We start from the raw sequence: 25,758 nt of genomic DNA on the forward strand, positions 1-25,758 counted from the left end.
TAAAGCCGTCCACCCCAACCAGGAGAAAAAGCGCCATGACGTTGCAGATCGGTTTTCTATTGTTCCCACAGGTTCAACAACTGGACCTGACCGGCCCTTATGACGTGCTGGCCTCACTGCCGGACGTGAAGGTGCACCTGATCTGGAAGGACCTGATGCCAGTCACCGCGAGTACCGGGCTGGTGTTGAAACCGACCGTCACCTTCGACGATTGCCCACCGCTGGATGTGATCTGCATTCCTGGCGGCAGCGGTGTCGGGCCGTTGATGGAGGATGAAGAAACCCTGGCCTTCATCAAGGCAAAGGCCGCCCAGGCGCGATATGTCACTTCAGTCTGCACCGGCGCGCTGGTGCTTGGCGCGGCGGGGTTACTCAAGGGCAAACGCGCCACCACTCACTGGGCGTATCACGAGTTGCTCGGAGTTTTGGGAGCGATCCCGGTGAACGATCGGGTGGTGCGCGACGGCAATCTGCTGACCGGGGGCGGGATCACCGCGGGGATCGATTTTGCCCTGACCCTGGCGGCTGAATTGTTTGATAAGGACACGGCGCAACTGGTGCAACTGCAGCTGGAATATGCTCCGGCGCCGCCGTTTGCTTCGGGTAGCCCTGAGACAGCACCGGTCAGCGTGCTGGAGGAAGCCCGCAAACGCGCTGCCGCGTCGTTGAAACTGCGCTCGGAAATCACCGAACGTGCAGCGGCGAAACTCGCCCGCCAGTGAAAGAAACGGCTGCGGGCGCTATCCCCGCAGCCAGCCATTCAGGTCGGAAAATCCGTTGCCGTTTTGTATGCAGCCCAGCAACGCCTCAAGCATTCGCCGCACGCCGACCATTGGGCACAAACAGCTCGACCGTGCCATCACCATAAGCCCGCTCCACTTTCGAGATTACCACTTGATAACTCGCGTACCATTTGCGGTACTGGCGCTTGGCCTCCAGATGCCTGGGATGGCTGGCGAATTCTCGTATAGAGGTTTCGTCCTGCCAGTAATAACTGGCGTTGACCAACTCGCCATCGGCCGAGCACCAGGATTGGGTGCCGACAAACCCTTCGATGCTGATCGCAACTTCGTCGATCAACGCGCTCAAACGGTTGAACTCCTCGTCCCGTTGCCCGGGTTTGTAGATAAACGAAGCGATGTACATACACAGGTTCCTTTTCAGTGAATGAGTCAGGCCGGACGAGTCATCAGGGCCAACCGGACGGCGAGCAACAGCAGTACCGCGGCCAGCCCCAATGACTGCCATTTGGCGAATGTCGAAAGGCTGGAAATACGCCGGCTGACGGTGCTGCCGAAAACCCCGAGCAGGGTGTGAAACACGCCACTGACCAGAGTCAGCACCACGCCCAACAGCACAAGCTGTAATGCAATCGGCCCTTGCTGGGCATCAACGAATTGCGGCAGAAACACCATGAAAAACAGCAAAGCCTTGGGGTTTAACAGGCTGTTGAGCATCGCCCGAATCAGCAGGGTCTTGAGCGGCACTCGCGCAACATCCGACGTGCCGCTGGCCGAGGTTTTTTGCAATGCCTTGAATGCCAGCCACAGCAGGTAGAGGACACCGGCATACCGGATCAGGTCAAAGGCCGGCGGCCAACTCCCAACCAGCGCCGTAACCCCCATCGCGGTCAGCGCCGTCAGAATCAGATCGGCCAAGCCAATGCCTAATCCCGACGCCACGCCACCGCGCCAGCCATAACTGGCACCATGACTGATCACGAAAGCCATATTCGGCCCGGGCGACAGCAGCAACAACATCACCGCGCCGACGAAAATCAATAAGGTCGCAGGGTCAATCACAGCGAAGTCTCCGTCCTGGAAAGCCTGTAGATTAGAACGCCAATCTGATACAAACAAAAAATTGATCCAGATACAAAGAGCTCTCACCCATGACCCGTATTCGCTACAAACGCCTGGTGGATCAGTTCGCCGGGAAGATTCGCAGCGGTGAACTGCCACCCGCCACACAGTTGCCGACCATTCGTGCGTTGATGCAGAGCGAGCGGATTGCCCTGGCCACTGCATTGCGGGTCTATCACGAGTTGGAGGCGATCGGCCTGGTGGTCGGCGAAACCGGCCGTGGCACCTTTGTGCGCGACACATCCTTGCCACGCGGACTGGGGCTGGAACAGCAACCACTGGGCGTCGGCATGGTGGACCTGACCTTCAATTACCCGTCGGTACCCGGTCAGGACGAGTTATTGCGCGAGGGTTTGCGAGTGATTGCCGCCTCCGGCGATATCGATGCGCTATTGCATTCCGCGCCTCAGGGCGGGCGGGCACATGAACGGCAGACGGCGGCCCGGCATTTACGCAATCGGGACATTCGGGTGGGGGGCGATCAGGTGCTGATCGTCAACGGCGCCCAGCAAGGTCTTGCCGTGACGCTGATGGCACTGCTCAAACCGGGAGATATTCTGGCCCTCGACGCCCTCACCTACCCTGGCCTTAAAACTCTGGCTCAGGCCCATCGGCTGGACCTCGAAGCCCTGCCGCAAATCGCCGGGCACACCGATCTTGACGCCCTGGAAGCGCTGTGCAAACGGCGCCCCGTGCGGGTGCTCTACAGCATGCCGACGATGCACAATCCGTTGGGGACGGTGATGTCCATCGCCGACCGTGAACGCCTGGTGCAATTGGCCGAACGCTACGACTTTCTGATCATCGAAGACGGCGCCTATGCCTTCCTCGCAGAACCCGCGCCCAAACCGCTGTTTACCTTGGCCCCGCAGCGCACACTGTATATCAGCGGCCTGTCGAAAAGCGTTGCCTCGGGCCTGCGCATTGGTTTTATCGTTGCACCGAAAGCGATGATGCCGGTGCTGGAACAAGCCATCCGCGTGTCGACATGGAGCACCCCGTCGCTGACTGTCGCACTGGCCTGCCACTGGATCGATAGCGGCGAAGTCGACAATCTCGAAGAGCAAAAGCGCCGGGACGCCCGGCAACGACAGGACCTGGCTCGGCAAATACTGAAAAATTGCGAGCTGGTGGCGCATCCCGGTTCCTACTACCTTTGGCTCAAATTGCCCGAAGGATTACGGGCGGAAACGGTTGTTGCCGAGTTGGAACGTAAAGGCGTGCAGGTGACCAGCGCCGAACCCTTTGCCACGACCACTCATGTGCCTCCTGCACTGCGGGTGGCCATGGGATCGATCAGCCTCGACGTGTTGGAGCGCGCCTTGGAGACACTGCGTGAAGTCGTGGACATCTGACAGACTTTTCTGACGCCCATAAAAAAACCCGCCGAAGCGGGTTTCTCAAGACCATTGCGACATCCTGTCGGCAGCCATCCTGGCGTATGGTCGATCATCCGTGATCCTGAGCACGTCCTGTGCTTCAGTTGATGGATCCAGATTAGACGTATCGGTGAAGCTTAAAAAGACGACATACCACTGGCTGCGTGTAAGCCATTGACCATTCAACACCTGAAACCTGCACTACAGGAGATCGGGTTTCAGTTTTCTAAAGACGAAAAAAAACCCGCCGAAGCGGGTTTTTCCCAAGACCATATCGACTCCCTGTCGGCAGCGATCCTTGCTATGGTCGATCATCCGTGACCCTGGAGCACTTCCTGTGCTTCAGTTGATGGAGCTAGATTACCCTTCGGATCCAATCCGCAATAGACGACATAGCTACTACCGCGTGTAAGACATTCGCTATAGCCGCGCCTCCAAACCCCCTAAGATGTCTCGGCCATCATGCGTTAAAGCCACGAGTCTCATGGCTTGCAGCCATTAACCTCCCTGACGCTCATGAGTCTTGGCATTCGTTTCCAGAAATTGTTCGATATTACTCATCTGCTCATCCCAACCCCGGCTGTCCATGCGGAACGCCTTTAGCCGGCGCGACTGAGGGATGTGATCGAAACCGGACTCGACGACCGTCAACAATGTGCCTTCGTCCATATCCTGGAGTTCGAATTTCACCAGCGTAGTGGGTTCTTGGGAATAGTCGGTTTCGGGATCGACTGCATACGGGTGCCAGCGAAACGAAAACACCCGCTCCGGCTCGACACGCTCCACCAGCACATTCCACAACAAGTGCTCATAACCAGGATAAGTGATCTGCCCCTGAGTCCACTCTCCGGCGACAAAGCGCTTGCCTTCGAGCGCCACGCCGAACCATTGACCGAAGACTTCGGCATTGGCCAGCACGCGCCATACCTGCGAGCGCGGCGCCTTGAGCAGGATCTTCCTTTCGATGCGATCTGATGCTGGGTTCATAAGTCACCTCCTGTAGTGAACAGTAGGCCTGTAAAGACCATAAGACCAACCTGAAAGTTGTATCAAACGCGCGTCGCAATCGAGCGAGCCTGAAATATTCGGCCTCAGTTTTGGCCATAAGTTCTGGTTTGAAGGGGGAAGTCAGCGGGCTGAAACTGCTAATGTTTGCAGAGACGTGCCCCCTTACAAGGAAGATTCATGCAGCCTTCACTCACGGAACGTTACCGCGCAACCCTGCTGGGGCTTGCGTGTGGGGATGCCGTTGGCACCCGTGCCGAGTTCCAGCCACGCGGCTCGTTTATCCCTCTGACCGATATGGTTGGGGGCGGCCCGTTCAATCTGAAGCCAGGGCAATGGACCGATGACACTTCCATGGCACTTTGCCTGGCAGAAAGCCTGCTGAACAAAAAAGGTTTTGATGCGGCCGACCAAATGGGCCGTTATCTCAACTGGTGGCAATGGGGTTACCTGAGTTCGACCGGCGAATGCTTCGACATCGGCATGACCGTCCGTGAAGCGCTGACTCGTTATCTGAAAAACGGTCAGCCATTCGCAGGTTCCACCGATCCCTATACAGCCGGCAACGGTTCGCTGATGCGGTTAGCGCCAATAGTGCTGTACTACTTTCCTGACCCCGACCGGATCAGGAGATTTTCCGCAGACAGCTCGCGCACTACCCATGCGGCGCCAGAGGCACTTGAATGCTGTCAGTTACTTGCTGAGCTGATCCGCAAGGCATTGAAAGGCGCGCCCAAGCAGGATTTGCAGAGCCTGCCGGAGACAATGTTCGTGGAACCAAAGGTCGCAAGCATCGCCCGAGGCGATTACCTCGGAAAATCCAAAGATGATATTTGCGGTACTGGTTACTGCGTTGCATCACTGGAAGCGGCCTTGTGGTGCTTTCACCAGACTGACAGTTTTGAAGCCGCCATTCTCGAAGCCGCAAACCTGGGCGATGACGCCGATACCACCGCCGCCATCGTCGGCCAGTTGGCCGGGGCTCACTACGGTGTTCAGGCCATCCCTGACGGGTGGCTGGCGAAATTGCATCAGCGCGAAGACATCGAGGCCACGGCTGACGCCCTGCTTCGAGCAGCCACCGCTGCCGCCATCTCAGCCACGCAACCAGGAAAGCCCCCATGAATAACTTGCATGGCAGCTGCTTGTGCAAAGCCATCGAGTACGAACTTGATAGCCTCGACATGCCCATCACTCATTGCCACTGCCAAACCTGTCGCAAGGCACACGCAGCGGCATTCGCCTCGACGGCCGGGGTCATGCGTGAGCATTTTCGCTGGATAAAAGGACAGGACCGGCTAAGCACCTATGAGTCGTCGCCGGGCAAGCTTCGGCATTTCTGTCCGATCTGCGGATCGCATCTGATGGCAGAGCGCTTGGCCCAACCCCATGTAATCGTTCGCGTGGCGACACTCGATGATGATCCGAAAATGATACCTCAGGCTCACATCTGGACATCCCATGACGTGCCCTGGCTTGAATATGAATCGAATAAGAAATGTCCTGAATGGCAGACATAGTTTCCGGACACGCCACAAGTGCAGCATCAGGCTGCTGATTTGTTGACTGGCGGCGCCCCGCTACACTGCCCCAACCTTCCATCATCACAGCGAGCCTCTCATGCCCTCACGTTTTCTCCTTGCGTTTACGCCGCTGCTGTTTACCCCCTTTGCGTATGCCATCGACTGCGACAACGCCACTGACCAGTCGACGTTGAATCAATGCGCGGCGCAGCGGAACAAGGCCGCCGACAAGGAGCTGAATGCGCTTTACCAGCAAATCACCACACGCTTGAAGGACGACCCCGACGCGAAAAAGCTGTTGATCGGTGCACAGCGCTCATGGATTGCGTTTCGCGATGCCGAGTGCAAGTTCTCGGCGTCCGGAGTGGCAGGGGGCAGTGTATATCCGCTGATCTACAGTAACTGCAACACTGAGCTGACCAAGACGCGGGTCGAGTCGTTCAAGACCTACTTGAAGTGTCAGGAAGGGGATTTGAGTTGTCCGGTGCCAGGGGCTTGATGCTGCGGTGTTCTTAAGGGCCTCTTCGCGGGCAAGCCTCGCTCCTGCAGGGGCCTTCGGTGGTACATGAATTGTGTGTTATTCAAAAATCCACCCGACAACTTAATGTTACCGATCTGCTTCAGGCTATAGAGTGTTCGGCGGTGGCCGAGTCTTCCTTCTCGGCTTCGGGAGACACGCCGCACCCGCCCACGTGGTGCGGCGTGACGCAGACTCAACGGTGAAACGGTGCGTGGAAGCCTTTACGAGCCTCGATTTTATGAGTCTCGATTTCTTGCCGCATATCAGCCACCAGTGACGCGATCGCGTGGGGGCTATCCAGTGTCCATACCGGAACATGGGTGGCCACCAAATCCACTTTCCCGGTCATGCAATCGCAGACCCTAATTGTCAGGGACTGGTCCGCTTCCATGCTGCAAGTGCACACAGCCGGCAAAAAACTATGTTCAATGATGTTTTGAATTTCCAGGGTTGAAAGGAACATTGCTACCTCCTTCACGCCAGGTGTATGGCCGGGCAAATGCTCCCTCATTCACCCATTATCCGGAAAATTCTAATCCTCAATAATGGGTGTCTCAAGACCGTAACAGGTTGCTTATCGTCTTGTTAGTGATCCTTGGACGTGAGGATCTCCCGGAGCTTTGCCCGGCACGGCTTATTGCGGCTTCAAATGACCATCCTGATCGAGCAGCAAGGCACTCATGATCTGCCATACCCACGGGACCGGCGACGCGACCGTCGGCCTCGCCGTTTTCGATCATGACCGAGATGACAGACCAACCCAAAAAACGGCGTGGTTACTTAGCGCCCGTTCTACCGAAACTATGAACAATGCAACTCGATGCAACTCGATGCAGCTCGATGCAGCCACCACGGTACTTTCCTGCGGACAAAACAAAACCCCTACCTGCGTACGCAGATAGGGGTTTCGGAATTTGATCTTGACGATGACCTACTCTCACATGGGGAAACCCCACACTACCATCGGCGATGCATCGTTTCACTGCTGAGTTCGGGATGGGATCAGGTGGTTCCAATGCTCTATGGTCGTCAAGAAATTCGGGTACCGAATCGTGGCCTGGTGGCCGCGCTTCAGCAAATTGGGTAGGTGATAGCCTGGTGTTTTGTGAGTATCGAACTTTCGGTTCTTGCGTCTTCACACACCGCAATCTGGTGCCTCTTCAGGTCAGCAAATTGCTTGGGTGTTATATGGTCAAGCCTCACGGGCAATTAGTATTGGTTAGCTCAACGCCTCACAGCGCTTACACACCCAACCTATCAACGTCGTAGTCTTCGACGGCCCTTCAGGGGACTCAAGGTCCCAGTGAGATCTCATCTTGAGGCTAGTTTCCCGCTTAGATGCTTTCAGCGGTTATCTATTCCGAACATAGCTACCCGGCAATGCCACTGGCGTGACAACCGGAACACCAGAGGTTCGTCCACTCCGGTCCTCTCGTACTAGGAGCAGCCCCTCTCAAATCTCAAACGTCCACGGCAGATAGGGACCGAACTGTCTCACGACGTTCTAAACCCAGCTCGCGTACCACTTTAAATGGCGAACAGCCATACCCTTGGGACCGGCTTCAGCCCCAGGATGTGATGAGCCGACATCGAGGTGCCAAACACCGCCGTCGATATGAACTCTTGGGCGGTATCAGCCTGTTATCCCCGGAGTACCTTTTATCCGTTGAGCGATGGCCCTTCCATACAGAACCACCGGATCACTAAGACCTACTTTCGTACCTGCTCGACGTGTCTGTCTCGCAGTCAAGCGCGCTTTTGCCTTTATACTCTACGACCGATTTCCGACCGGTCTGAGCGCACCTTCGTACTCCTCCGTTACTCTTTAGGAGGAGACCGCCCCAGTCAAACTACCCACCATACACTGTCCTCGATCCGGATAACGGACCTGAGTTAGAACCTCAAAGTTGCCAGGGTGGTATTTCAAGGTTGGCTCCACGCGAACTGGCGTCCACGCTTCAAAGCCTCCCACCTATCCTACACAAGCAAATTCAAAGTCCAGTGCAAAGCTATAGTAAAGGTTCACGGGGTCTTTCCGTCTAGCCGCGGATACACTGCATCTTCACAGCGATTTCAATTTCACTGAGTCTCGGGTGGAGACAGCGCCGCCATCGTTACGCCATTCGTGCAGGTCGGAACTTACCCGACAAGGAATTTCGCTACCTTAGGACCGTTATAGTTACGGCCGCCGTTTACCGGGGCTTCGATCAAGAGCTTCGCGTTAGCTAACCCCATCAATTAACCTTCCGGCACCGGGCAGGCGTCACACCCTATACGTCCACTTTCGTGTTTGCAGAGTGCTGTGTTTTTAATAAACAGTCGCAGCGGCCTGGTATCTTCGACCGGCGTGGGCTTACGCAGTAAATGCTTCACCCTCACCGGCGCACCTTCTCCCGAAGTTACGGTGCCATTTTGCCTAGTTCCTTCACCCGAGTTCTCTCAAGCGCCTTGGTATTCTCTACCCAACCACCTGTGTCGGTTTGGGGTACGGTTCCTGGTTACCTGAAGCTTAGAAGCTTTTCTTGGAAGCATGGCATCAACCACTTCGTGTTCTAAAAGAACACTCGTCATCAGCTCTCGGCCTTGGAATCCCGGATTTACCTAAGATTCCAGCCTACCACCTTAAACTTGGACAACCAACGCCAAGCTGGCCTAGCCTTCTCCGTCCCTCCATCGCAATAACCAGAAGTACAGGAATATTAACCTGTTTTCCATCGACTACGCTTTTCAGCCTCGCCTTAGGGACCGACTAACCCTGCGTCGATTAACGTTGCGCAGGAAACCTTGGTCTTTCGGCGTGGGTGTTTTTCACACCCATTGTCGTTACTCATGTCAGCATTCGCACTTCTGATACCTCCAGCAAGCTTCTCAACTCACCTTCACAGGCTTACAGAACGCTCCTCTACCGCATCACCTAAGTGATACCCGTAGCTTCGGTGTATGGTTTGAGCCCCGTTACATCTTCCGCGCAGGCCGACTCGACTAGTGAGCTATTACGCTTTCTTTAAAGGGTGGCTGCTTCTAAGCCAACCTCCTAGCTGTCTAAGCCTTCCCACATCGTTTCCCACTTAACCATAACTTTGGGACCTTAGCTGACGGTCTGGGTTGTTTCCCTTTTCACGACGGACGTTAGCACCCGCCGTGTGTCTCCCATGCTCGGCACTTGTAGGTATTCGGAGTTTGCATCGGTTTGGTAAGTCGGGATGACCCCCTAGCCGAAACAGTGCTCTACCCCCTACAGTGATACATGAGGCGCTACCTAAATAGCTTTCGAGGAGAACCAGCTATCTCCGAGCTTGATTAGCCTTTCACTCCGATCCACAGGTCATCCGCTAACTTTTCAACGGTAGTCGGTTCGGTCCTCCAGTTAGTGTTACCCAACCTTCAACCTGCCCATGGATAGATCGCCCGGTTTCGGGTCTATTCCCAGCGACTAGACGCCCTATTAAGACTCGCTTTCGCTACGCCTCCCCTATTCGGTTAAGCTCGCCACTGAAAATAAGTCGCTGACCCATTATACAAAAGGTACGCAGTCACCCAACAAAGTGGGCTCCCACTGCTTGTACGCATACGGTTTCAGGATCTATTTCACTCCCCTCTCCGGGGTTCTTTTCGCCTTTCCCTCACGGTACTAGTTCACTATCGGTCAGTCAGTAGTATTTAGCCTTGGAGGATGGTCCCCCCATATTCAGACAAAGTTTCTCGTGCTCCGTCCTACTCGATTTCATGGCCAAGAGATTTTCGCGTACAGGGCTATCACCCACTATGGCCGCACTTTCCAGAGCGTTCCGCTAATCTCAAAGCCACTTAAGGGCTAGTCCCCGTTCGCTCGCCACTACTAAGGGAATCTCGGTTGATTTCTTTTCCTCAGGGTACTTAGATGTTTCAGTTCCCCTGGTTCGCTTCTTAAGCCTATGTATTCAGCTTAAGATACCTAACTTATGTTAGGTGGGTTCCCCCATTCAGACATCTCCGGATCAAAGTCTGTTTGCCGACTCCCCGAAGCTTTTCGCAGGCTACCACGTCTTTCATCGCCTCTGACTGCCAAGGCATCCACCGTATGCGCTTCTTCACTTGACCATATAACCCCAAGCAATCTGGTTATACTGTGAAGACGACATTCGCCGAAAATTCGATGCTTGCTCATAAAGAGCAACTCACAAATTTTACCTTAGCCTGATCCACTACCAGTGAAAGTAGTGTTCAGTCTATCTTTCTATCACATACCCAAATTTTTAAAGAACGATCTAGCCAAAGACTAGAAATCAACATTCACCATCACCAGGATGGAATGCTCATTTCTAAGCTTTCAACAAACAGAAGCAGTAGTGGTGGAGCCAAACGGGATCGAACCGTTGACCTCCTGCGTGCAAGGCAGGCGCTCTCCCAGCTGAGCTATGGCCCCGTATTTCTACAGGCGTTTCCCACACAAAATTGGTGGGTCTGGGCAGATTCGAACTGCCGACCTCACCCTTATCAGGGGTGCGCTCTAACCAACTGAGCTACAGACCCAATTTCGGGCTGCTTCTTATCGTCTTCTTCAATGAATCAAGCAATTCGTGTGGGAACTTATGGAGCAGCTGATGTCGTCGATTAAGGAGGTGATCCAGCCGCAGGTTCCCCTACGGCTACCTTGTTACGACTTCACCCCAGTCATGAATCACACCGTGGTAACCGTCCTCCCGAAGGTTAGACTAGCTACTTCTGGTGCAACCCACTCCCATGGTGTGACGGGCGGTGTGTACAAGGCCCGGGAACGTATTCACCGCGACATTCTGATTCGCGATTACTAGCGATTCCGACTTCACGCAGTCGAGTTGCAGACTGCGATCCGGACTACGATCGGTTTTCTGGGATTAGCTCCACCTCGCGGCTTGGCAACCCTCTGTACCGACCATTGTAGCACGTGTGTAGCCCAGGCCGTAAGGGCCATGATGACTTGACGTCATCCCCACCTTCCTCCGGTTTGTCACCGGCAGTCTCCTTAGAGTGCCCACCATGACGTGCTGGTAACTAAGGACAAGGGTTGCGCTCGTTACGGGACTTAACCCAACATCTCACGACACGAGCTGACGACAGCCATGCAGCACCTGTCTCAATGTTCCCGAAGGCACCCATCCATCTCTGGAAAGTTCATTGGATGTCAAGGCCTGGTAAGGTTCTTCGCGTTGCTTCGAATTAAACCACATGCTCCACCGCTTGTGCGGGCCCCCGTCAATTCATTTGAGTTTTAACCTTGCGGCCGTACTCCCCAGGCGGTCAACTTAATGCGTTAGCTGCGCCACTAAGAGCTCAAGGCTCCCAACGGCTAGTTGACATCGTTTACGGCGTGGACTACCAGGGTATCTAATCCTGTTTGCTCCCCACGCTTTCGCACCTCAGTGTCAGTATCAGTCCAGGTGGTCGCCTTCGCCACTGGTGTTCCTTCCTATATCTACGCATTTCACCGCTACACAGGAAATTCCACCACCCTCTACCATACTCTAGCTCGTCAGTTTTGAATGCAGTTCCCAGGTTGAGCCCGGGGCTTTCACATCCAACTTAACGAACCACCTACGCGCGCTTTACGCCCAGTAATTCCGATTAACGCTTGCACCCTCTGTATTACCGCGGCTGCTGGCACAGAGTTAGCCGGTGCTTATTCTGTCGGTAACGTCAAAACAATTACGTATTAGGTAACTGCCCTTCCTCCCAACTTAAAGTGCTTTACAATCCGAAGACCTTCTTCACACACGCGGCATGGCTGGATCAGGCTTTCGCCCATTGTCCAATATTCCCCACTGCTGCCTCCCGTAGGAGTCTGGACCGTGTCTCAGTTCCAGTGTGACTGATCATCCTCTCAGACCAGTTACGGATCGTCGCCTTGGTGAGCCATTACCTCACCAACTAGCTAATCCGACCTAGGCTCATCTGATAGCGCAAGGCCCGAAGGTCCCCTGCTTTCTCCCGTAGGACGTATGCGGTATTAGCGTCCGTTTCCGAGCGTTATCCCCCACTACCAGGCAGATTCCTAGGCATTACTCACCCGTCCGCCGCTCTCAAGAGGTGCAAGCACCTCTCTACCGCTCGACTTGCATGTGTTAGGCCTGCCGCCAGCGTTCAATCTGAGCCATGATCAAACTCTTCAGTTCAAACATCTTTGGGTTTTTAAGAAACCCTAAACTTGGCTCAGCAATCGTTGGTTACATCTTTGATTTCTCGCGGAGTAACTTGTGATGCTGATAATCTTGTTGACTATCAGTCTGACTCCACAAGCACCCACACGAATTGCTTGATTCAGTTGTTAAAGAGCGGTTGGTTAAGACCTTTCGTCTCAACCGAGGCGCGCATTCTACAGCAGCCTCTGTTACTGTCAAGCGGTTATTTTCAGAAGTTTTCAAAGTTTCGCTTGGGAATCTTCAACAACTTCAACCACTTGCGCTTCCGATCTCTCGTTAGCGGGAGGCGAATTCTACAGCGTTACTCGCTGCTGTCAACACCTCTTTTTCTCCGCTTTCGACCGAGAAGATCGAACCGTCAAAAGAGCCAAACAACACCGCTCTTTCAACTCCTTCTGGCTTCGATGAACTGAAGCGTAACCGCTGCCGAAAACCGCATAACTCATTGTTTACCAAGGAGTTTTCCGTTTCGACTGCGCCGGAAGTGGGGCGAATTATAGACGTCCAGAATCTGCCGTCAAGCCCTGATTTTGTTTTTCTATCAGGATGTTCAAAAACCCTGCTTATATATAGACGCGCTCGCAACGAATGCGCAGTATATTGCCCAACACATACAACAATACTCTCGCTTGCTACTTCGGACGATGCCACGCAATGAATGACCACCCCCGCAGTCTTGCCTCGACCCTGTTCTCGGTTGGCCTGCTCTTGATAGCCATGGCATCAATCCAGTCCGGAGCCTCCCTGGCCAAAAGCATGTTCCCGGTTATCGGTGCTCAAGGAACGACCACCCTGCGACTGATCTTTGCCAGTGTGATCATGCTGCTGATATTGCGCCCATGGCGAGCGAAGCTCACTGCGAAATCCTTGCGCACCGTTATCGTCTACGGGATGGCGTTGGGCGGCATGAATTTCCTCTTCTATATGTCCTTGCGCACTGTCCCCTTGGGTATCGCCGTAGCCCTGGAGTTCACCGGCCCCTTGGCGGTCGCTATTTACGCCTCACGTCGAGCGATCGACTTTCTATGGATTGCTCTGGCAGCCCTGGGTTTACTGTTATTGATTCCGATAGGCGCCACGAGCGCGGGCATCGATCTGGTCGGCGCAAGTTATGCCCTCGGTGCTGGCGTCTGCTGGGCGCTGTACATTCTGTTCGGCCAGAAGGCTGGTGCTGACAATGGGGTGCAGACCGCTGCTTTGGGCGTGATGATTGCCGCCCTGTTCGTCGCCCCCATCGGTATTGTTCACGCTGGCGCTGCGTTACTGACACCCTCATTGATTCCCGTGGCCATCGGAGTCGCCATTCTGTCCACCGCCCTGCCTTACACCCTTGAGATGGTCGCCCTCACACGGATACCAGCCCGGACCTTCGGTACGTTGATGAGCATTGAACCCGCGATCGGTGCGCTGTCCGGCCTGTTGTTTCTTCAGGAATACCTTTCCCTGTCACAGTGGATGGCTATCCTGTGCATCATTCTGGCTTCCATCGGCGCGACCATGACCATGGGCAGCACCGCCAAGCCCGCGGTCGCAGCGGATTGAAACGAGATTTGACGAAGGTCTGGTATTTGCCGCTCAATTAGGCCATGTTTAGGCCACGTAACTCAGTGTCAGACATGGATTTTTTCAGATAGGGATATCAGAACGCTTCAAGCAAAAGCGAAGGCAGGCAGACCCAGGCACAGATCCGGGGCCGCTATTAAGGACAGCAATGAAACGAATTTTGATACTGATCGCCGTACTTGCAATTGCGGGCTGCGCAGCGACCTCGAAACCCCAGACGAAACACGGCAAGAAAGGACTGCATATCAACTGTTCAGGACTCTCCTCCTCGTGGGACAAGTGCTACGCCAGCGCCGCCAATTCGTGCGCGCCCAAGGGTTATAAGGTCATCGCCAAGTCAGGGGATGCGGTGGAAGAGCCCGGTGACTATCCCTTCGGCCTCAACCCCGCCGGCTATACCAGCCGCAGCATGATCGTCATCTGCAAGTAATCTTTCCCTTCCTATCAGGCTTGCGTAGTCCGATAGGCGTTTCGCTGCGATGCTGCTAACGTTTGTCAGTCAATGACCGTTCAGCAAAGGGCGATATCCATGACCACCGCTATTCATAACAAGAAGATCGTATTGGTCGTCGGCGCGGGCGATGCCACCGGCGGCGCCATTGCCAAACGTTTTGCCCGTGAAGGGTATATCGCCTGCGTCACACGTCGCAGCGCAGACAAACTCCAGCCATTGGTAGAGTCCATCACCGCCAGTGGTGGCCAGGCGCACGGTTTTGCCTGTGATGCGCGCAATGAAGAAGACGTGATGGCGCTCATCGAGCAGATCGAAACCGAGCTCGGCCCCATCGAAGCGTTCGTCTTCAATATCGGCGCCAATGTGCCGTGCAGCATCCTCGAGGAAACCGCCCGCAAGTATTTCAAGATTTGGGAAATGGCCTGTTTCTCAGGGTTTCTCAACGCCCGTGAAGTGGCCAAGCGCATGGTCACCCGCCAACGGGGCACGATCCTGTTCACCGGCGCCACTGCTGGCTTGCGCGGCGCCGCGGGTTTCGCCGCCTTCGCCGGTGCCAAGCACGGGATTCGCGCCTTGGCGCAAAGCATGGCCCGCGAACTGGGGCCGATGAACATCCATGTCGCCCACGTCGTAGTGGATGGCGCAATCGATACCGACTTTATCCGCAACAATTTCCCGGAAAAATACGCGACCAAGGATGAGGACGGCATTCTCAATCCTGAGCATATCGCCGACAACTATTGGTACCTGCACAGCCAGCCACGGGACGCCTGGACTTTCGAGCTGGATCTACGCCCCTGGAATGAACGCTGGTAGCCTCCCCTTCCAATAATAAGAAGAGCGCATCAACCATGAGCAAAACCGTGGAGTTCTTTTTCGACCTCGGCAGCCCAGCCACTTACCTGGCCTATACCCAGCTGCCGAAGATCTGCAAACAGACCGATAGTCATCTGATCTACAGGCCGATGCTGCTGGGTGGCGTCTTCAAAGCTACTGGCAATGCTTCCCCCATCACCGTACCGGCCAAGGGTCGCTACATGTTTCAGGATCTGGAGCGCTATGCCAAACGTTATGGCGTACCGCTGAAGTTCAACCCGAACTTCCCGATCAATACCTTGATGCTGATGCGTGCTGTCACAGGTATGCAACTACGCCATCCCGAACGCTTTCAGGCGTTTATCGATTGTCTGTTTCACGCCCTTTGGGTTGAGGGATGCAGCCTCGATGATCCAGTAACTGTTGCCGTCGTGCTGACGCAAAACGGTTTCGATCCGAAGGAGGTGCTGGCAATGACCGCCGATGAAACCGTCAAAGCCGCTCTCAAGGAAAACACCGAGGAAGCGGTGCAACGTGGTGTATTCGGTGCACCGAGCATGTTTGTCGGTGATCAGCTGTTCTTCGGCCAGGATCGTCTGGACTTCGTCCTTGAAGCCCTGCGTGCCCAATAACCAGCGCCGGCCTATGACCTGAGCCAGGCGCTGGAAAACAGCGCCTGGACTCAAACCGCTCAAATAGCTGCGGTTCGGCTGTTCAACCACTCAAGGGCCGCGCCATCGAGCAATGGGCTCAAGCGTTCACGCACCTCGGCGTGATAACCATTGAACCACTGCTTTTCGTCTTCAGTCAGCAGCGATGGTTCCAGGCAACGGGTGTCGATCGGGCACAGGGTCAGGGTTTCGAATTTCAGGAACTCCCCGAACTCGCTCTTGCCTGCTTCACGATTCAATACCAGGTTCTCGATCCGCACGCCCCAACGGCCCGGACGGTAAGTGCCTGGCTCGATGGAGGTGATCATGCCCGGCTGCATCGCGGTTTGCGGTGCCGCCGCGGCCTGATAGGCGATGACTTGCGGGCCTTCGTGAACATTGAGGAAGTAGCCGACGCCATGACCGGTGCCGTGGCCGTAGTCGACACTTTCGGCCCAGATCGGTGCGCGGGCAATGGCGTCCAGCAACGGCGACAGAATGCCTCGTGGGAACTGTGCACGGGAGAGCGCAATCACGCCTTTGAGCACGCGGGTGCAATCGCGCTTCTGCTCGTCAGTCGGCGTACCCACCGGCACCATTCGGGTGATGTCGGTGGTACCGCCCAGATATTGGCCGCCGGAGTCGATCAGCAACAGGCCGTCACCCTCGATCACCGCATGTTCTTCTTCGGTGGCGTGGTAGTGCGGCATTGCTCCGTTGGCGTTAAACGCGGCAATGGTGTTGAAGCTCAGCGAGACATAATCCGGACGCCGGGTACGCGCCGCGGTGAGGTGTTCATCGATGGTCAGTTCGGTGATGCGTTCACGCCCCCAAGCCGCTTCCAGCCAGGCGAAGAATTCGCACAGCGCCGCGCCATCCTGCTCCATCGCCCGACGAATGTGTTCGGCATCGGCCAGGCTTTTCTGTGACTTGGCCAGAGTGGTCGGGTTCAGGCCTTCGAGCAGTTTCACGCCGCTGTTCAGGTTATCCAAAAGACCCGCCGTGACCCGCGCCGGATCAATTTGCAGGCTCTCGCCACTCGGCACGGCGCGCAAGGCGGCGGTGACTTCGCTGTAATCGCGCAGGGTCACGCCGTCCTGTTCAAGAATGGCGCGCAGTTCGTCGCTCACTTTGCTCAGGGCGACAAACAAGGTGGCCTGCTGCTGGCTGATCAGGGCGAAGGACACGAACACCGGATTGAACGACACATCGCCGCCGCGCAGGTTGAACAGCCAGGCGATGTCATCAAGGGTGGCGATGAAGTGCCAGTCGGCACCGCGCTCTTTCAGCACCTCACGCAGTTTGGCGAGTTTTTCGCCACGGCTGACCGTCGCCTGAGGCGGCAAGTGTTGATAGATCGGCTCGTTCGGCAGGCTCGGACGGTCACTCCAGACTTCACTCAGCAGATCGATGTCAGTGCGCAGACGTGCGTCGCGTTCTTCAAGTTTGCCGCTCAAAGTACGTGCGGAGGCCAAGGCCATTACCGCGCCATCGACTGCAACGACACCGCCTTCAGGGGTTTGCTCGGCCAGCCAATCGAGCGGGCCGGGTTGACCCGGTTGCAGCTTGACCAGCTCGATGCCGCTGCCCTTGAGCTCCTTGCCCGCTTGTTCCCAATAGCGGCTGTCGGCCCAGACACCGGCAAAATCCGGCGTGACGATCAGCGTCCCCACTGAGCCATGAAAACCCGACAGCCACTGCCGTCCCTGCCAATAGCCCGGCAGGTATTCCGACAGGTGCGGATCGGCTGACGGCACCAGCAGCGCATGAATACCCTCCCGCCTCATCAGCTCGCGGGTTTGCGCCAGGCGCTGGGGTACCAATCCATTGGTCAAAGGCTGTGTACTCATCGTGTCTCCTGCTAACCACTCATCATTATTATTCGGTACCGATCGGAGTCGGCGCTTACTGACCTGTCGCCCAGAATGCCGGAGCACTGGCGCAAGCCGCTTTAATCAGGTGTACCGCCTGGTCGATATCCTGCTCGGTGGTGAAACGTCCCAGGCTCAAGCGAATGGTGCGACTGGCCGAGCGTGCGTCATGCCCCAGAGCCAGCAATACATGGGACGGCGCATTGCTGGCGGAATTACAGGCCGAGGTCGCGGAAAACGCGATCGAGGCGCTCAACGCCGCAGAGCTGAATTCGCCTTCGTTGAAAGTCAGGCTCAGGGTATGGGGAATGCGCTGGGTCGGGCTGCCATTCAGACGGACGCCGGGAATGCTCAGCAGCGGCTCGAGCAAGCGTTCACGCAGACGCGCGATGGTGGCTTTTTCTTCATCGAATGAGGTGGCCGCCAACGCGAAGGCTGAACCCATTGCGGCAATCTGGTGTGTCGCCAGCGTGCCTGAACGCAACCCGCCCTCGTGCCCACCGCCGTGGATCTGCGCCTGCAGACGCTGCTGCGCACGAGGACCGACATACAGCGCGCCGATGCCTTTGGGACCGTAGACCTTGTGCGCCGAGAACGACATCAAATCCACCGGCCACCGGGCCAGATCGATCGCCACTTTACCTGCGCCTTGGGCCGCATCGACGTGGAACAACGCATCGCGGTCATGCACCACCTGGCCGATGGCCGGGATGTCGTTGATAGTGCCCAGTTCGTTATTGACCAGCATCAATGACACCAGAAAGGTGTCCTCACGCATCGCTTCGCTAACCGCTTGCGGGGTAATCAGGCCATCGGCATCGGGCACCAGATACGTCACCGCAATGCCTGCGTCCTGCAACTGTTTTGCAGTGTCGAGAATCGCTTTGTGTTCGATCTGGCTGGTGATGATGTGGCCGCCGGACACACCGCGGGCCTGGGCCACGCCCTTGAGGGCAAGGTTATTGGATTCGGTGGCACCGGAGGTCCAGACGATCTGTTCTGCCTGGGCGCCCACCAATTCGGCGACCTGGCGCCGTGCTTGCTCGACCGATTGCCGGGCCTGTTGGCCGAAGGCGTGGGAACTGGACGCTGGATTGCCGAAGTTACCGGTGAAACCCAGACACTCGACCATGACCTTGATGACCCGCTCATCCACTGGCGTGGTGGCGGCGTAGTCGAAATACAACGGACGTTTATTCATAAAAGACTCGCAGAGCGTGTTCCGGATCAGGAAGCTCGTCACTGGAAATGTCAAAGAGCCGCCTCATGAGCGACGCCGAATTTTCAGAACGACAGCAATACCTGATCGCAGGCCATTAAAGAAGAACAACTTCATTTAAAAGTGCGTAGGAACGCTCCTGAAGTCGAGCTTAACAGGCATCGGGCCACCGGATGAAGCAATGCGTCAGCTAAAACTTTCGAGCAATAACGGATACATCGAAGCCACCAACAATAAGGCCATGCCCCAGTTGAACAGCCGCAACCAGCGGCGATCGCGCAGCACATTGCGCAACAGCGTGCCGCAACCGGCCCACACACTGACACTTGGCAGGTTGATCAAAGCGAAGACCGCGGCAATCACAATCACATTGGTGAAATAGCCCTGCATCGGCGTGTAGGTGCTGATGGCACCGATGGCCATGATCCAGGCCTTGGGGTTGACCCATTGAAACGCTGCCGCGCCCAAATAACTGATCGGCCTGCCCTCGCCCTGTTCACCCTCGGCTACGGGCCCGGAATGAGCAATCTTCCACGCCAGGTACAGCAAATACGCCGCGCCGACATAGCGCAACAGGGTGTAAAGCATTGGATAGGTTTGAAACACCGTGCCCAGGCCGAAACCGACAGCGACTACCAGGACGAAGAAGCCACACGTGATGCCCAGCATGTGGGGAATGGTGCGCTGAAAGCCGAAATTCACGCCCGAAGCCAGCAACATGGTGTTGTTCGGACCGGGGGTGATCGAGGTGACAAGGGCAAACAGGGCAAAGCCCAGCAGCAGGTCGAGCGAGAGTGTCATGGGTGGCAGTCCATCGGGGTCAGTCAGGTATTGACCCTATCGCACGCCTTGAGGGAAACCCATGGACAGTTGCGTGAAAGTTCGAGCAGTACAGTTGTCGCTCAGCTTTGGCGGCCGTGCAGCTGTACTGCGCGTTCGGCGTTCATCTCGCCTTGTTTGTCGAAACTGAACGATTTTGCCGGCTGGCCGAGCAGTTCGGCTTTCTTCGTGTGGTACTCCTCGAAAGACAAGCCACGACGATTCAAAGCCTCCAGCGCCAGCTCCCGGGTTTCTTCAGCGGTGTAGGGCCGCAATTCCGGTGAAACATGGCTGGCACATCCGGCAAGAACTGAGATGGCGAGCAGCAAGAAAGTGGCGAGCATAGATTTCATTTCGGGCGTCCGCAGATCTGTGTTTGGGGCAATGAACACAGGCTACCCGTGCCGCTCGAAGGCCAGAAATCAACGCTCTCGATAGTGGATATCGGATCAAGAGATTGCAGTTTTGGGCAACTGCTCGTCGGGCACTCGGCTGCGGGAAAAGGGCTGACCTATAGTTACTCGACCGGAAATCGGCGAAGGAACACCTTAACCCCACAACAAAAGGAGAACCGTCATGAGCGTAAAACCTATTCCAGAGGGTTATCACAGCATCACCCCGTATCTGGGCATTCAGAAAGCTGCCGAAGCCATCGACTTCTACAAGAAGGCCTTTGGCGCCACCGAAGTCATGCGCCTGGCCATGCCTGATGGCGGCATCGGGCATGCTGAGCTGCGTATTGGTGACTGCCCGATCATGCTGGGCACGCCCTGCGACCAGGGCCCATTGAGCAACCCGGACACGTCACCGTCCGTGGGGCTGCATCTGTATGTGAACGATGTGGACAAGTCCTTTAAACAGGCCATCGATGCCGGTGCCACGGTGGTCTCGGAGGTCAAGGATCAGTTTTATGGCGACCGTTCGGGGACTTTGAAAGATCCCTACGGGCATCTATGGTTTTTGGCCACGCACAAGGAGGATCTGACTCAGGAGCAGATCGAACAGCGGGCGAAGGAGATGTTTAAGCAGGGTTGAATTTTTCAATGAATATTCGGACCTCTTCGTGAGCATCGCTCCCACAGATTTTGATTTGAATGGATTTTGTGTTTAAAACAGATTCAATTTAGAGCGGGTTCGCTCGCGAAGAGGCCGGCACAACCACTGCAAATCACAGACAAAAAACAAACCGGCCGATTGACCGGTTTATTTGTTTACGCCATCCCCTCAAGCCGCTTCTGCGGCTTGAGCCTGACGCACCACCACCGCCAATCGCTTGAGGCCTTCTCCCAGCCGTACCGGGTCGATGTGGCTGAAGTTCAGCCGCATATGACCAAGGTTATTGTCCGGGTCGGGGAAAAACGGTTCGCCTGGCATAAACGCTACATCTGCAGCCAGCGCAGCCTTGAGCAGCGTGCGCGTATCCAGCGGCTGCTTGAGCGTCAGCCAGAAAAACAGCCCCCCCTTGCGGCACATTCCACTGCGCCAGATCGGAAAAGTGCGTTTCCAAGGCTGACTGAAACGCATCCCGACGAACCCGATAGAAGTCCCGTAACTCGCTTAGGTGCTGCTGGTATTTCTCAGTGCCGATCCATTGCAGCGCTTGCCACTGGCCAATGCGGTTGGTGTGCAGATCGGCCGATTGCTTGAGCCGCAACAAGTGCGGGAACAGGTCTGGGCTGGCGATCAGGTAACCGACCCGCAGGCCCGGTAACAGGGTTTTCGATACGGTACTCGTGTAGATCCAGCTGGCCTTGTTCAAGCGACTGACGATCGGCGTGGCACTGCCGCCGTCGAAGGTCAGTTCGCGGTAGGGTTCGTCTTCGATCAAGGTCACGCCGAACTCGTCGAGCAACGCCGCTACCGCGTCGCGCTTGGCCTCGCTGTAGCGCACCGCCGAGGGGTTCTGAAACGTCGGAATCAGGTAAATGAACGCTGGCTTGTGTTTTTCAAGACGGTTGCGCAATTGCGCCAGGTTCGGGCCATCGGCTTCCTGTGGGACGGTGATGCAGTCGGCACCGAACAATTGGAAGATCTGCAACGCTGCCAGGTAAGTCGGCCCTTCAAGCAGGATCTCGGTGCCTTTGTCGATGTAGAGCTTGGCCGCCAGATCAAGGGTTTGCTGGGAGCCGCTGACCACCAGCACCTGACTTGCCTCGCACGGCACACCCAACGCTCGGGCTTCGGCTGCCAGTGCTTCACGTAGCGCCGGTTCGCCTTCACTCATACCGTATTGCCCCATGGACAGCGGCATGTCCGCCCACTCGACTTTCGGCAGCATGGCTTCGGCCGGCAAGCCACCGGCAAACGACATCACCTCCGGGCGCTGGGCGGCGGCGAGGATTTCACGGATCAAAGAACTTTTAAGGCGCGAGACACGTTCGGAAAAAGCCATGGGGTCACCGGTAGCGAGGCCTGAGGAAAATGAGTCAAACTGGTTGACCGAAACTACGACAGACCGAACGGATACGTCAATATGCTTGACCTTAAAAACCCCAGCACTCAGCAACAAGCCATGGAAGCGTTTTTCTTCGGTTACCAGGCGTTCACCGCCAAAGCCGACGAAATGCTCGAGCGTCGCGGCTTGAGCCGGGTGCATCAACGCATCGTGTTTTTCATCGCCCGCTACCCTGCCCTCAGCGTCAAGGAGTTGCTGGCGTTGCTGGGCGTGAGCAAACAGGCGCTGAACATGCCGCTGCGTCAGTTGGTGGAAATGCATTTGGTGAATAGCGTCGCGTCCGAAACCGACAAGCGTAAGCGATTGCTGGAACTGACTGCAGAAGGTGCGCGGTTCGAACAGTCGTTGCGGCGCGAGCAGGTGAAATTGCTGGAGCGGGTGTTTGCCGAGGCCGGGGAGACGGCGGTGAATGGGTGGTTGGCGGTGAATCTCGCGCTGGGTAAAAGTCAGGTGACAGCTGACTGACTATCCGCGGCATGTGTATCGACTGATCTAAAGCTATCGCGGGCAAGCCACGCTCCCACAGGGGAATGCGCTCACCTGTGGGAGCGGGCTTGCCCTTGAAGGCGTCCTTCCTGGCGATATATCCCTATTGCCAAACTTTTCGTCTACAAAACCAAAAACATTATTTGCTTTATTTGTATACAAAAGCATAATTCGCTTCGTGCGAGTTTCTGACCAGCAAGTCAACAAATTCGCAAGCACCTCAAAGGGTCGCTGCCGCCCTCATGGGTCCGGCCCTGGAAATAACAATAAAACTCTTGAGGAGTACTCGCTGTGGAAAGCCGCAAATCCGAAGCCCCGACGCTGGAACTCTCGCCGCCATTACGCAATGGCTGGCTGGAGCGCATCTTCAAACTCAGCTTGCACGGCACCACGGTGAAGACCGAGCTGATCGCCGGTCTGACAACCTTCATCACCATGGCCTACATCATCTTCGTCAACCCGAACATCATGGCCGATGCCGGCATCGATCACGGGGCGGCGTTCGTCGCCACTTGCATCGCCGCCGCGCTGGGTTGTCTGTTGATGGGGCTGTACGCCAACTGGCCGGTCGGCCTGGCGCCGGGCATGGGCCTGAACGCGTTCTTCACCTACACCGTGGTCGGCACCATGGGCTACAACTGGGAAACCGCGCTCGGTGCGGTGTTCGTCTCCGGTGTGTTGTTCATGTTCCTGACTTTTTCCAGGATCCGCGAATGGCTGCTCAATAGCATTCCAGTGAGTTTGCGCTTTGCCATGGGCGCCGGTGTGGGGCTGTTTCTGGGGCTGATCGGTTTGAAAACCGCGGGTATCGTGGTCGACAGCCCGGCCACCCTGATCAAGCTCGGTTCCCTGCGCGAACCTGGCCCGTTGCTGGCGGCCATCTGCTTCCTGATGATTGCCGTGCTCAGCTACCACAAAGTATTCGGCGCGATTCTCATCAGCATCATCACCGTGACCCTGGCCGGTTGGGGCCTTGGTCTGGTGCATTACGAGGGCATCATGTCTGCCCCGCCGAGCCTCGCTCCGACGTGGATGGCCATGGACGTCGCCGGTGTATTCAATATCAGCATGATCAGCGTGGTGCTGGCCTTCCTCTTTGTGCACATGTTCGACACCGCTGGCACCTTGATGGGCGTTGCACAACGCGCCGGTCTGGTAAACGCTGACGGCAAGATCGAAAACCTTTCCCGCGCCCTCAAAGCCGACAGTGCTTCCAGTGTATTCGGCGCGGTGGTCGGTGTTCCGCCCGTCACCAGCTACGTGGAAAGTGCCGCGGGTGTCGCCGCGGGTGGTCGGACTGGTCTTACCGCCGTGACCGTAGGTGTGCTATTTATTGCCGCGATGTTTTTCGCACCGCTGGCTGGCATGATCCCCGCTTATGCAACCGCCGGTGCGCTGATTTATGTGGCGATGCTGATGATGGGCGGCATGGCGCACATCGAATGGGATGAAGCGACGGACAGCATTCCGGCGATTGTTACCGCGATCATGATGCCGCTGACCTTCTCGGTCGCCGACGGTATCGCGCTGGGCTTTATCACTTATGTGGTGCTGAAGGCTTTCACCGGTAAACACAAGGAAATTTCCATCAGTCTGTGGGTGCTCTGCGCGATCTTCATCGCCAAGTTCATTTTCTTGTAAGCCGTCTACGTTTCAACAACAGTGCTTCAAAACAGCCTCACCCCGTCGGGTGGGGCTTTTGCACATAGGGAGAAAGTGATGAGTCTGGAAACCTGGCTGCTGTTCAGCGGCGCTGCGCTGGTGGTGATCCTGATTCCGGGGCCACTGTCGTTGCTGATGATCAGCAACAGTCTGAATTACGGTTTGCGCCGTTCTTACCCGGCGTTTCTGGGCGGCGTGATTGCGTCGATCTGCCTGCTCAGTGCTTCGGCTTTGGGTCTGGGCGCTTTGTTACTGGCGTCGGAACAGCTGTTCAGCGCTCTGAAAATCGTCGGCGCGCTGTACCTGTTCTATCTCGCCTGGCAGAGCTGGCAGCAATCACGTCAGCCCTTCCAAGGCGCCGAAGTGCCCCAGGCTGCGCCGGTACCGCGTTTTCGTGCACTGTTCGGGCGCGCGTTCATGCTTGGCGCGAGCAATCCGAAAGACATTTTGTTCTTCGCCGCTTTTCTGCCGCAGTTTTTGAGTGCCGAGCAACCCTTCTTGCCGCAGTTGCTGGTGATGATTGTGACCTGGACTGTGCTGGATCTGCTGTGCAAATTGGCTTATGGGCTCGGTGCCCATGGCGCTGCGCGGTATTTGCGCAGTGGCAAAGGGCAGAGCTGGTTTAACCGGGTGAGTGCGGGGTTGTTTAGCGGGGCGGGTGCGGCGTCGTTGTTGAGTCGTTGAGGTAAAGCAAGATCAAAGGATCGCAGCCTTCGGCAGCTCCTACAGGTGTACGCAAAAACCATGTAGGAGCTGCCGAAGGCTGCGATCTTTTGACTTTGCCTAAGGCAAAAAAAGCCCGCAGTGTGAGCGGGCGAAAGACCAAAGAAGCTATATGCGCAGTCGCTTCTCGGAGGAGGCAGCTGCTTGGGGGATCAACTGCCCCGGTACGTGGAATAGCTATACGGCGAAATCAACAACGGCACGTGGTAGTGATCCTGTTCCGCAGAGATGCCGAAACGCAGCACCACCACATCAAGGAATGCAGGCTCGGGCAACTGAACCCCACGGCCGCGGTAGTAATCCCCCGCATGAAACTGAAGCTGATAGACCCCGGACCGATAGTCATCACTTTGCAGCAGCGGCGAATCGACACGACCGTCGCTGTTGGTAATCGCAGTGGCGACCAATTCCAGCTGCGAACCTTCGACGCGGTACAACTCGACCTTGATCGAGCTTCCCGGGCAACCGTGTGCAGCGTCCAAAACGTGTGTAGTCAAACGTCCCATTGATTCTGCGCGCCTGCTGCATGGAGCAGTCAGACCTCGCGCCTCCCGAAGTCAGGTGAAAGGAGACCGCACCGTTTCGGAGCACGA

Annotated in this window: 22 protein-coding genes, 2 tRNA genes, 3 rRNA genes and 1 pseudogene; 13 read left to right on the plus strand and 15 right to left on the minus strand. The window is 56.2% G+C overall.

The window, feature by feature from the left end; genetic code table 11:
• The first annotated feature begins 35 nt into the window (after positions 1 to 35).
• Positions 36 to 722: an isonitrile hydratase gene (inhA, locus tag ABH909_RS23115; RefSeq protein WP_429437533.1), complete on the plus strand. Its 687-nt coding sequence runs from the start codon at positions 36 to 38 to the stop codon at positions 720 to 722.
• A gap of 85 nt (positions 723 to 807) precedes the next feature.
• Here the strand turns inward: inhA and ABH909_RS23120 are convergent, their stop codons facing one another.
• Both ABH909_RS23120 and ABH909_RS23125 read right to left on the minus strand, forming a co-directional pair.
• Positions 808 to 1,146 carry an antibiotic biosynthesis monooxygenase family protein gene (locus ABH909_RS23120; RefSeq protein WP_429437535.1) on the minus strand — a complete coding sequence of 113 codons (339 nt, stop codon included), beginning with the start codon at positions 1,144 to 1,146 and terminating at the stop codon, positions 808 to 810.
• A gap of 26 nt (positions 1,147 to 1,172) precedes the next feature.
• Positions 1,173 to 1,802 (minus strand): LysE family translocator, encoded by a 630-nt coding sequence (locus tag ABH909_RS23125; protein ID WP_429437538.1) that lies wholly within the window; start codon positions 1,800 to 1,802, stop codon positions 1,173 to 1,175.
• An 89-nt stretch (positions 1,803 to 1,891) separates the two neighbouring features.
• Between ABH909_RS23125 and ABH909_RS23130 the strand changes: the two genes are divergently transcribed.
• Complete coding sequence (locus ABH909_RS23130) at positions 1,892 to 3,217, plus strand: PLP-dependent aminotransferase family protein (RefSeq protein ID WP_429437540.1); 1,326 nt, start codon at positions 1,892 to 1,894, stop codon at positions 3,215 to 3,217.
• A 522-nt stretch (positions 3,218 to 3,739) separates the two neighbouring features.
• Here ABH909_RS23130 and ABH909_RS23135 read toward each other — a convergent pair.
• Complete coding sequence (locus tag ABH909_RS23135; protein WP_429437542.1) at positions 3,740 to 4,228, minus strand: SRPBCC family protein; 489 nt, start codon at positions 4,226 to 4,228, stop codon at positions 3,740 to 3,742.
• 198 nt (positions 4,229 to 4,426) lie between these two features.
• Here ABH909_RS23135 and ABH909_RS23140 point away from each other — a divergent pair, with 198 nt between their 5' ends.
• From ABH909_RS23140 to ABH909_RS23150, 3 genes are all read left to right on the plus strand, one after another.
• Positions 4,427 to 5,371, plus strand: a complete 945-nt coding sequence (locus ABH909_RS23140; RefSeq protein WP_429437544.1) for an ADP-ribosylglycohydrolase family protein — start codon at positions 4,427 to 4,429, stop codon at positions 5,369 to 5,371.
• Positions 5,368 to 5,766, plus strand: coding sequence for a GFA family protein (locus tag ABH909_RS23145; RefSeq protein WP_429437547.1), 399 nt, complete (start codon positions 5,368 to 5,370; stop codon positions 5,764 to 5,766). Before ABH909_RS23140 ends, ABH909_RS23145 begins: the two co-directional genes overlap by 4 nt.
• A gap of 100 nt (positions 5,767 to 5,866) precedes the next feature.
• On the plus strand, positions 5,867 to 6,268 hold the full coding sequence (locus ABH909_RS23150) for a lysozyme inhibitor LprI family protein (protein WP_429437550.1): 402 nt from the start codon (positions 5,867 to 5,869) through the stop codon (positions 6,266 to 6,268).
• A gap of 214 nt (positions 6,269 to 6,482) precedes the next feature.
• On the opposite strand, the gene ABH909_RS23155 is transcribed toward ABH909_RS23150, so the two are convergent.
• From ABH909_RS23155 to ABH909_RS23180, 6 genes are all read right to left on the minus strand, one after another.
• Positions 6,483 to 6,752 (minus strand): DUF1652 domain-containing protein, encoded by a 270-nt coding sequence (locus ABH909_RS23155; RefSeq protein WP_429437553.1) that lies wholly within the window; start codon positions 6,750 to 6,752, stop codon positions 6,483 to 6,485.
• Positions 6,753 to 7,207: 455 nt separating this feature from the next.
• Positions 7,208 to 7,323 (minus strand): 5S ribosomal RNA (gene rrf, locus ABH909_RS23160).
• A gap of 154 nt (positions 7,324 to 7,477) precedes the next feature.
• Positions 7,478 to 10,369: ribosomal RNA gene (locus ABH909_RS23165) — 23S ribosomal RNA — on the minus strand.
• A gap of 249 nt (positions 10,370 to 10,618) precedes the next feature.
• Positions 10,619 to 10,694: transfer RNA gene (locus ABH909_RS23170), tRNA-Ala, on the minus strand.
• 30 nt (positions 10,695 to 10,724) lie between these two features.
• Positions 10,725 to 10,801, minus strand: a tRNA-Ile gene (locus ABH909_RS23175).
• An 82-nt stretch (positions 10,802 to 10,883) separates the two neighbouring features.
• Positions 10,884 to 12,420: ribosomal RNA gene (locus tag ABH909_RS23180) — 16S ribosomal RNA — on the minus strand.
• The 16S, 23S and 5S rRNA genes sit together here with 2 tRNA genes alongside, the layout of an rRNA operon.
• A gap of 681 nt (positions 12,421 to 13,101) precedes the next feature.
• Here ABH909_RS23180 and rhtA point away from each other — a divergent pair.
• From rhtA to ABH909_RS23200, 4 genes are all read left to right on the plus strand, one after another.
• On the plus strand, positions 13,102 to 13,989 hold the full coding sequence (rhtA, locus tag ABH909_RS23185) for a threonine/homoserine exporter RhtA (RefSeq protein WP_429437556.1): 888 nt from the start codon (positions 13,102 to 13,104) through the stop codon (positions 13,987 to 13,989).
• 169 nt (positions 13,990 to 14,158) lie between these two features.
• Positions 14,159 to 14,440, plus strand: coding sequence for a hypothetical protein (locus ABH909_RS23190; protein WP_429437559.1), 282 nt, complete (start codon positions 14,159 to 14,161; stop codon positions 14,438 to 14,440).
• A gap of 99 nt (positions 14,441 to 14,539) precedes the next feature.
• Entirely contained in the window at positions 14,540 to 15,280 is a 741-nt protein-coding gene (locus ABH909_RS23195; RefSeq protein ID WP_429437562.1) for an SDR family oxidoreductase, read from the plus strand.
• Positions 15,281 to 15,315: 35 nt separating this feature from the next.
• A complete protein-coding gene (locus ABH909_RS23200) occupies positions 15,316 to 15,912 on the plus strand; it encodes a 2-hydroxychromene-2-carboxylate isomerase (RefSeq protein ID WP_429437564.1) in 597 nt (198 codons plus the stop codon).
• Between the two features lie 59 nt (positions 15,913 to 15,971).
• Here ABH909_RS23200 and ABH909_RS23205 read toward each other — a convergent pair whose 3' ends face one another.
• The 4 genes from ABH909_RS23205 to ABH909_RS23220 form a co-directional block, all read right to left on the minus strand.
• Complete coding sequence (locus tag ABH909_RS23205) at positions 15,972 to 17,780, minus strand: aminopeptidase P family protein (protein WP_429437567.1); 1,809 nt, start codon at positions 17,778 to 17,780, stop codon at positions 15,972 to 15,974.
• A gap of 55 nt (positions 17,781 to 17,835) precedes the next feature.
• Complete coding sequence (locus ABH909_RS23210) at positions 17,836 to 19,002, minus strand: cysteine desulfurase family protein (RefSeq protein ID WP_429437569.1); 1,167 nt, start codon at positions 19,000 to 19,002, stop codon at positions 17,836 to 17,838.
• A 204-nt stretch (positions 19,003 to 19,206) separates the two neighbouring features.
• Positions 19,207 to 19,821 carry a LysE family translocator gene (locus ABH909_RS23215; protein ID WP_429437572.1) on the minus strand — a complete coding sequence of 205 codons (615 nt, stop codon included), beginning with the start codon at positions 19,819 to 19,821 and terminating at the stop codon, positions 19,207 to 19,209.
• Positions 19,822 to 19,922: 101 nt separating this feature from the next.
• On the minus strand, positions 19,923 to 20,192 hold the full coding sequence (locus tag ABH909_RS23220; protein ID WP_429440074.1) for a hypothetical protein: 270 nt from the start codon (positions 20,190 to 20,192) through the stop codon (positions 19,923 to 19,925).
• A 223-nt stretch (positions 20,193 to 20,415) separates the two neighbouring features.
• On the opposite strand from ABH909_RS23220, the gene ABH909_RS23225 reads away from it, so the two are divergent.
• Positions 20,416 to 20,874: a VOC family protein gene (locus ABH909_RS23225; protein ID WP_429437575.1), complete on the plus strand. Its 459-nt coding sequence runs from the start codon at positions 20,416 to 20,418 to the stop codon at positions 20,872 to 20,874.
• Positions 20,875 to 21,063: 189 nt separating this feature from the next.
• Here ABH909_RS23225 and ABH909_RS23230 read toward each other — a convergent pair.
• Positions 21,064 to 22,231 (minus strand): annotated as a pseudogene (locus ABH909_RS23230) (PLP-dependent aminotransferase family protein).
• Positions 22,232 to 22,312: 81 nt separating this feature from the next.
• Between ABH909_RS23230 and ABH909_RS23235 the strand changes: the two are divergent.
• The 3 genes from ABH909_RS23235 (at position 22,313) to ABH909_RS23245 (ending at position 25,126) form a co-directional block, all read left to right on the plus strand.
• A complete protein-coding gene (locus ABH909_RS23235; RefSeq protein WP_429437577.1) occupies positions 22,313 to 22,759 on the plus strand; it encodes a MarR family winged helix-turn-helix transcriptional regulator in 447 nt (148 codons plus the stop codon).
• A gap of 312 nt (positions 22,760 to 23,071) precedes the next feature.
• A complete protein-coding gene (locus ABH909_RS23240) occupies positions 23,072 to 24,421 on the plus strand; it encodes an NCS2 family permease (RefSeq protein WP_429437579.1) in 1,350 nt (449 codons plus the stop codon).
• A gap of 78 nt (positions 24,422 to 24,499) precedes the next feature.
• On the plus strand, positions 24,500 to 25,126 hold the full coding sequence (locus ABH909_RS23245) for a LysE family translocator (RefSeq protein ID WP_429437581.1): 627 nt from the start codon (positions 24,500 to 24,502) through the stop codon (positions 25,124 to 25,126).
• 191 nt (positions 25,127 to 25,317) lie between these two features.
• Here ABH909_RS23245 and uraH read toward each other — a convergent pair whose 3' ends face one another.
• Positions 25,318 to 25,671 (minus strand): hydroxyisourate hydrolase, encoded by a 354-nt coding sequence (gene uraH / locus ABH909_RS23250; protein ID WP_429437584.1) that lies wholly within the window; start codon positions 25,669 to 25,671, stop codon positions 25,318 to 25,320.
• Positions 25,672 to 25,758 lie beyond the last annotated feature (87 nt).

Origin of the sequence: Pseudomonas sp. BS3782 TE3695 (assembly GCF_050435305.1) — a bacterium.
In the GTDB taxonomy this organism is placed as follows: domain Bacteria; phylum Pseudomonadota; class Gammaproteobacteria; order Pseudomonadales; family Pseudomonadaceae; genus Aquipseudomonas.

Coding starts and splice junctions, on each gene's coding strand:
- ABH909_RS23190 (WP_429437559.1), top strand. CDS start 14,159: ATGAAACGAATTTTGATACTGATCGCCGTACTTGCAATTGCGGGCTGC.
- ABH909_RS23155 (WP_429437553.1), bottom strand. CDS start 6,752: ATGTTCCTTTCAACCCTGGAAATTCAAAACATCATTGAACATAGTTTT.
- ABH909_RS23130 (WP_429437540.1), top strand. CDS start 1,892: ATGACCCGTATTCGCTACAAACGCCTGGTGGATCAGTTCGCCGGGAAG.
- ABH909_RS23205 (WP_429437567.1), bottom strand. CDS start 17,780: ATGAGTACACAGCCTTTGACCAATGGATTGGTACCCCAGCGCCTGGCG.
- ABH909_RS23200 (WP_429437564.1), top strand. CDS start 15,316: ATGAGCAAAACCGTGGAGTTCTTTTTCGACCTCGGCAGCCCAGCCACT.
- ABH909_RS23145 (WP_429437547.1), top strand. CDS start 5,368: ATGAATAACTTGCATGGCAGCTGCTTGTGCAAAGCCATCGAGTACGAA.
- ABH909_RS23235 (WP_429437577.1), top strand. CDS start 22,313: ATGCTTGACCTTAAAAACCCCAGCACTCAGCAACAAGCCATGGAAGCG.
- rhtA (WP_429437556.1), top strand. CDS start 13,102: ATGAATGACCACCCCCGCAGTCTTGCCTCGACCCTGTTCTCGGTTGGC.
- ABH909_RS23135 (WP_429437542.1), bottom strand. CDS start 4,228: ATGAACCCAGCATCAGATCGCATCGAAAGGAAGATCCTGCTCAAGGCG.
- inhA (WP_429437533.1), top strand. CDS start 36: ATGACGTTGCAGATCGGTTTTCTATTGTTCCCACAGGTTCAACAACTG.
- ABH909_RS23215 (WP_429437572.1), bottom strand. CDS start 19,821: ATGACACTCTCGCTCGACCTGCTGCTGGGCTTTGCCCTGTTTGCCCTT.
- ABH909_RS23120 (WP_429437535.1), bottom strand. CDS start 1,146: ATGTACATCGCTTCGTTTATCTACAAACCCGGGCAACGGGACGAGGAG.
- ABH909_RS23150 (WP_429437550.1), top strand. CDS start 5,867: ATGCCCTCACGTTTTCTCCTTGCGTTTACGCCGCTGCTGTTTACCCCC.
- ABH909_RS23220 (WP_429440074.1), bottom strand. CDS start 20,192: ATGAAATCTATGCTCGCCACTTTCTTGCTGCTCGCCATCTCAGTTCTT.
- ABH909_RS23195 (WP_429437562.1), top strand. CDS start 14,540: ATGACCACCGCTATTCATAACAAGAAGATCGTATTGGTCGTCGGCGCG.
- ABH909_RS23225 (WP_429437575.1), top strand. CDS start 20,416: ATGAGCGTAAAACCTATTCCAGAGGGTTATCACAGCATCACCCCGTAT.
- ABH909_RS23245 (WP_429437581.1), top strand. CDS start 24,500: ATGAGTCTGGAAACCTGGCTGCTGTTCAGCGGCGCTGCGCTGGTGGTG.
- uraH (WP_429437584.1), bottom strand. CDS start 25,671: ATGGGACGTTTGACTACACACGTTTTGGACGCTGCACACGGTTGCCCG.
- ABH909_RS23210 (WP_429437569.1), bottom strand. CDS start 19,002: ATGAATAAACGTCCGTTGTATTTCGACTACGCCGCCACCACGCCAGTG.
- ABH909_RS23140 (WP_429437544.1), top strand. CDS start 4,427: ATGCAGCCTTCACTCACGGAACGTTACCGCGCAACCCTGCTGGGGCTT.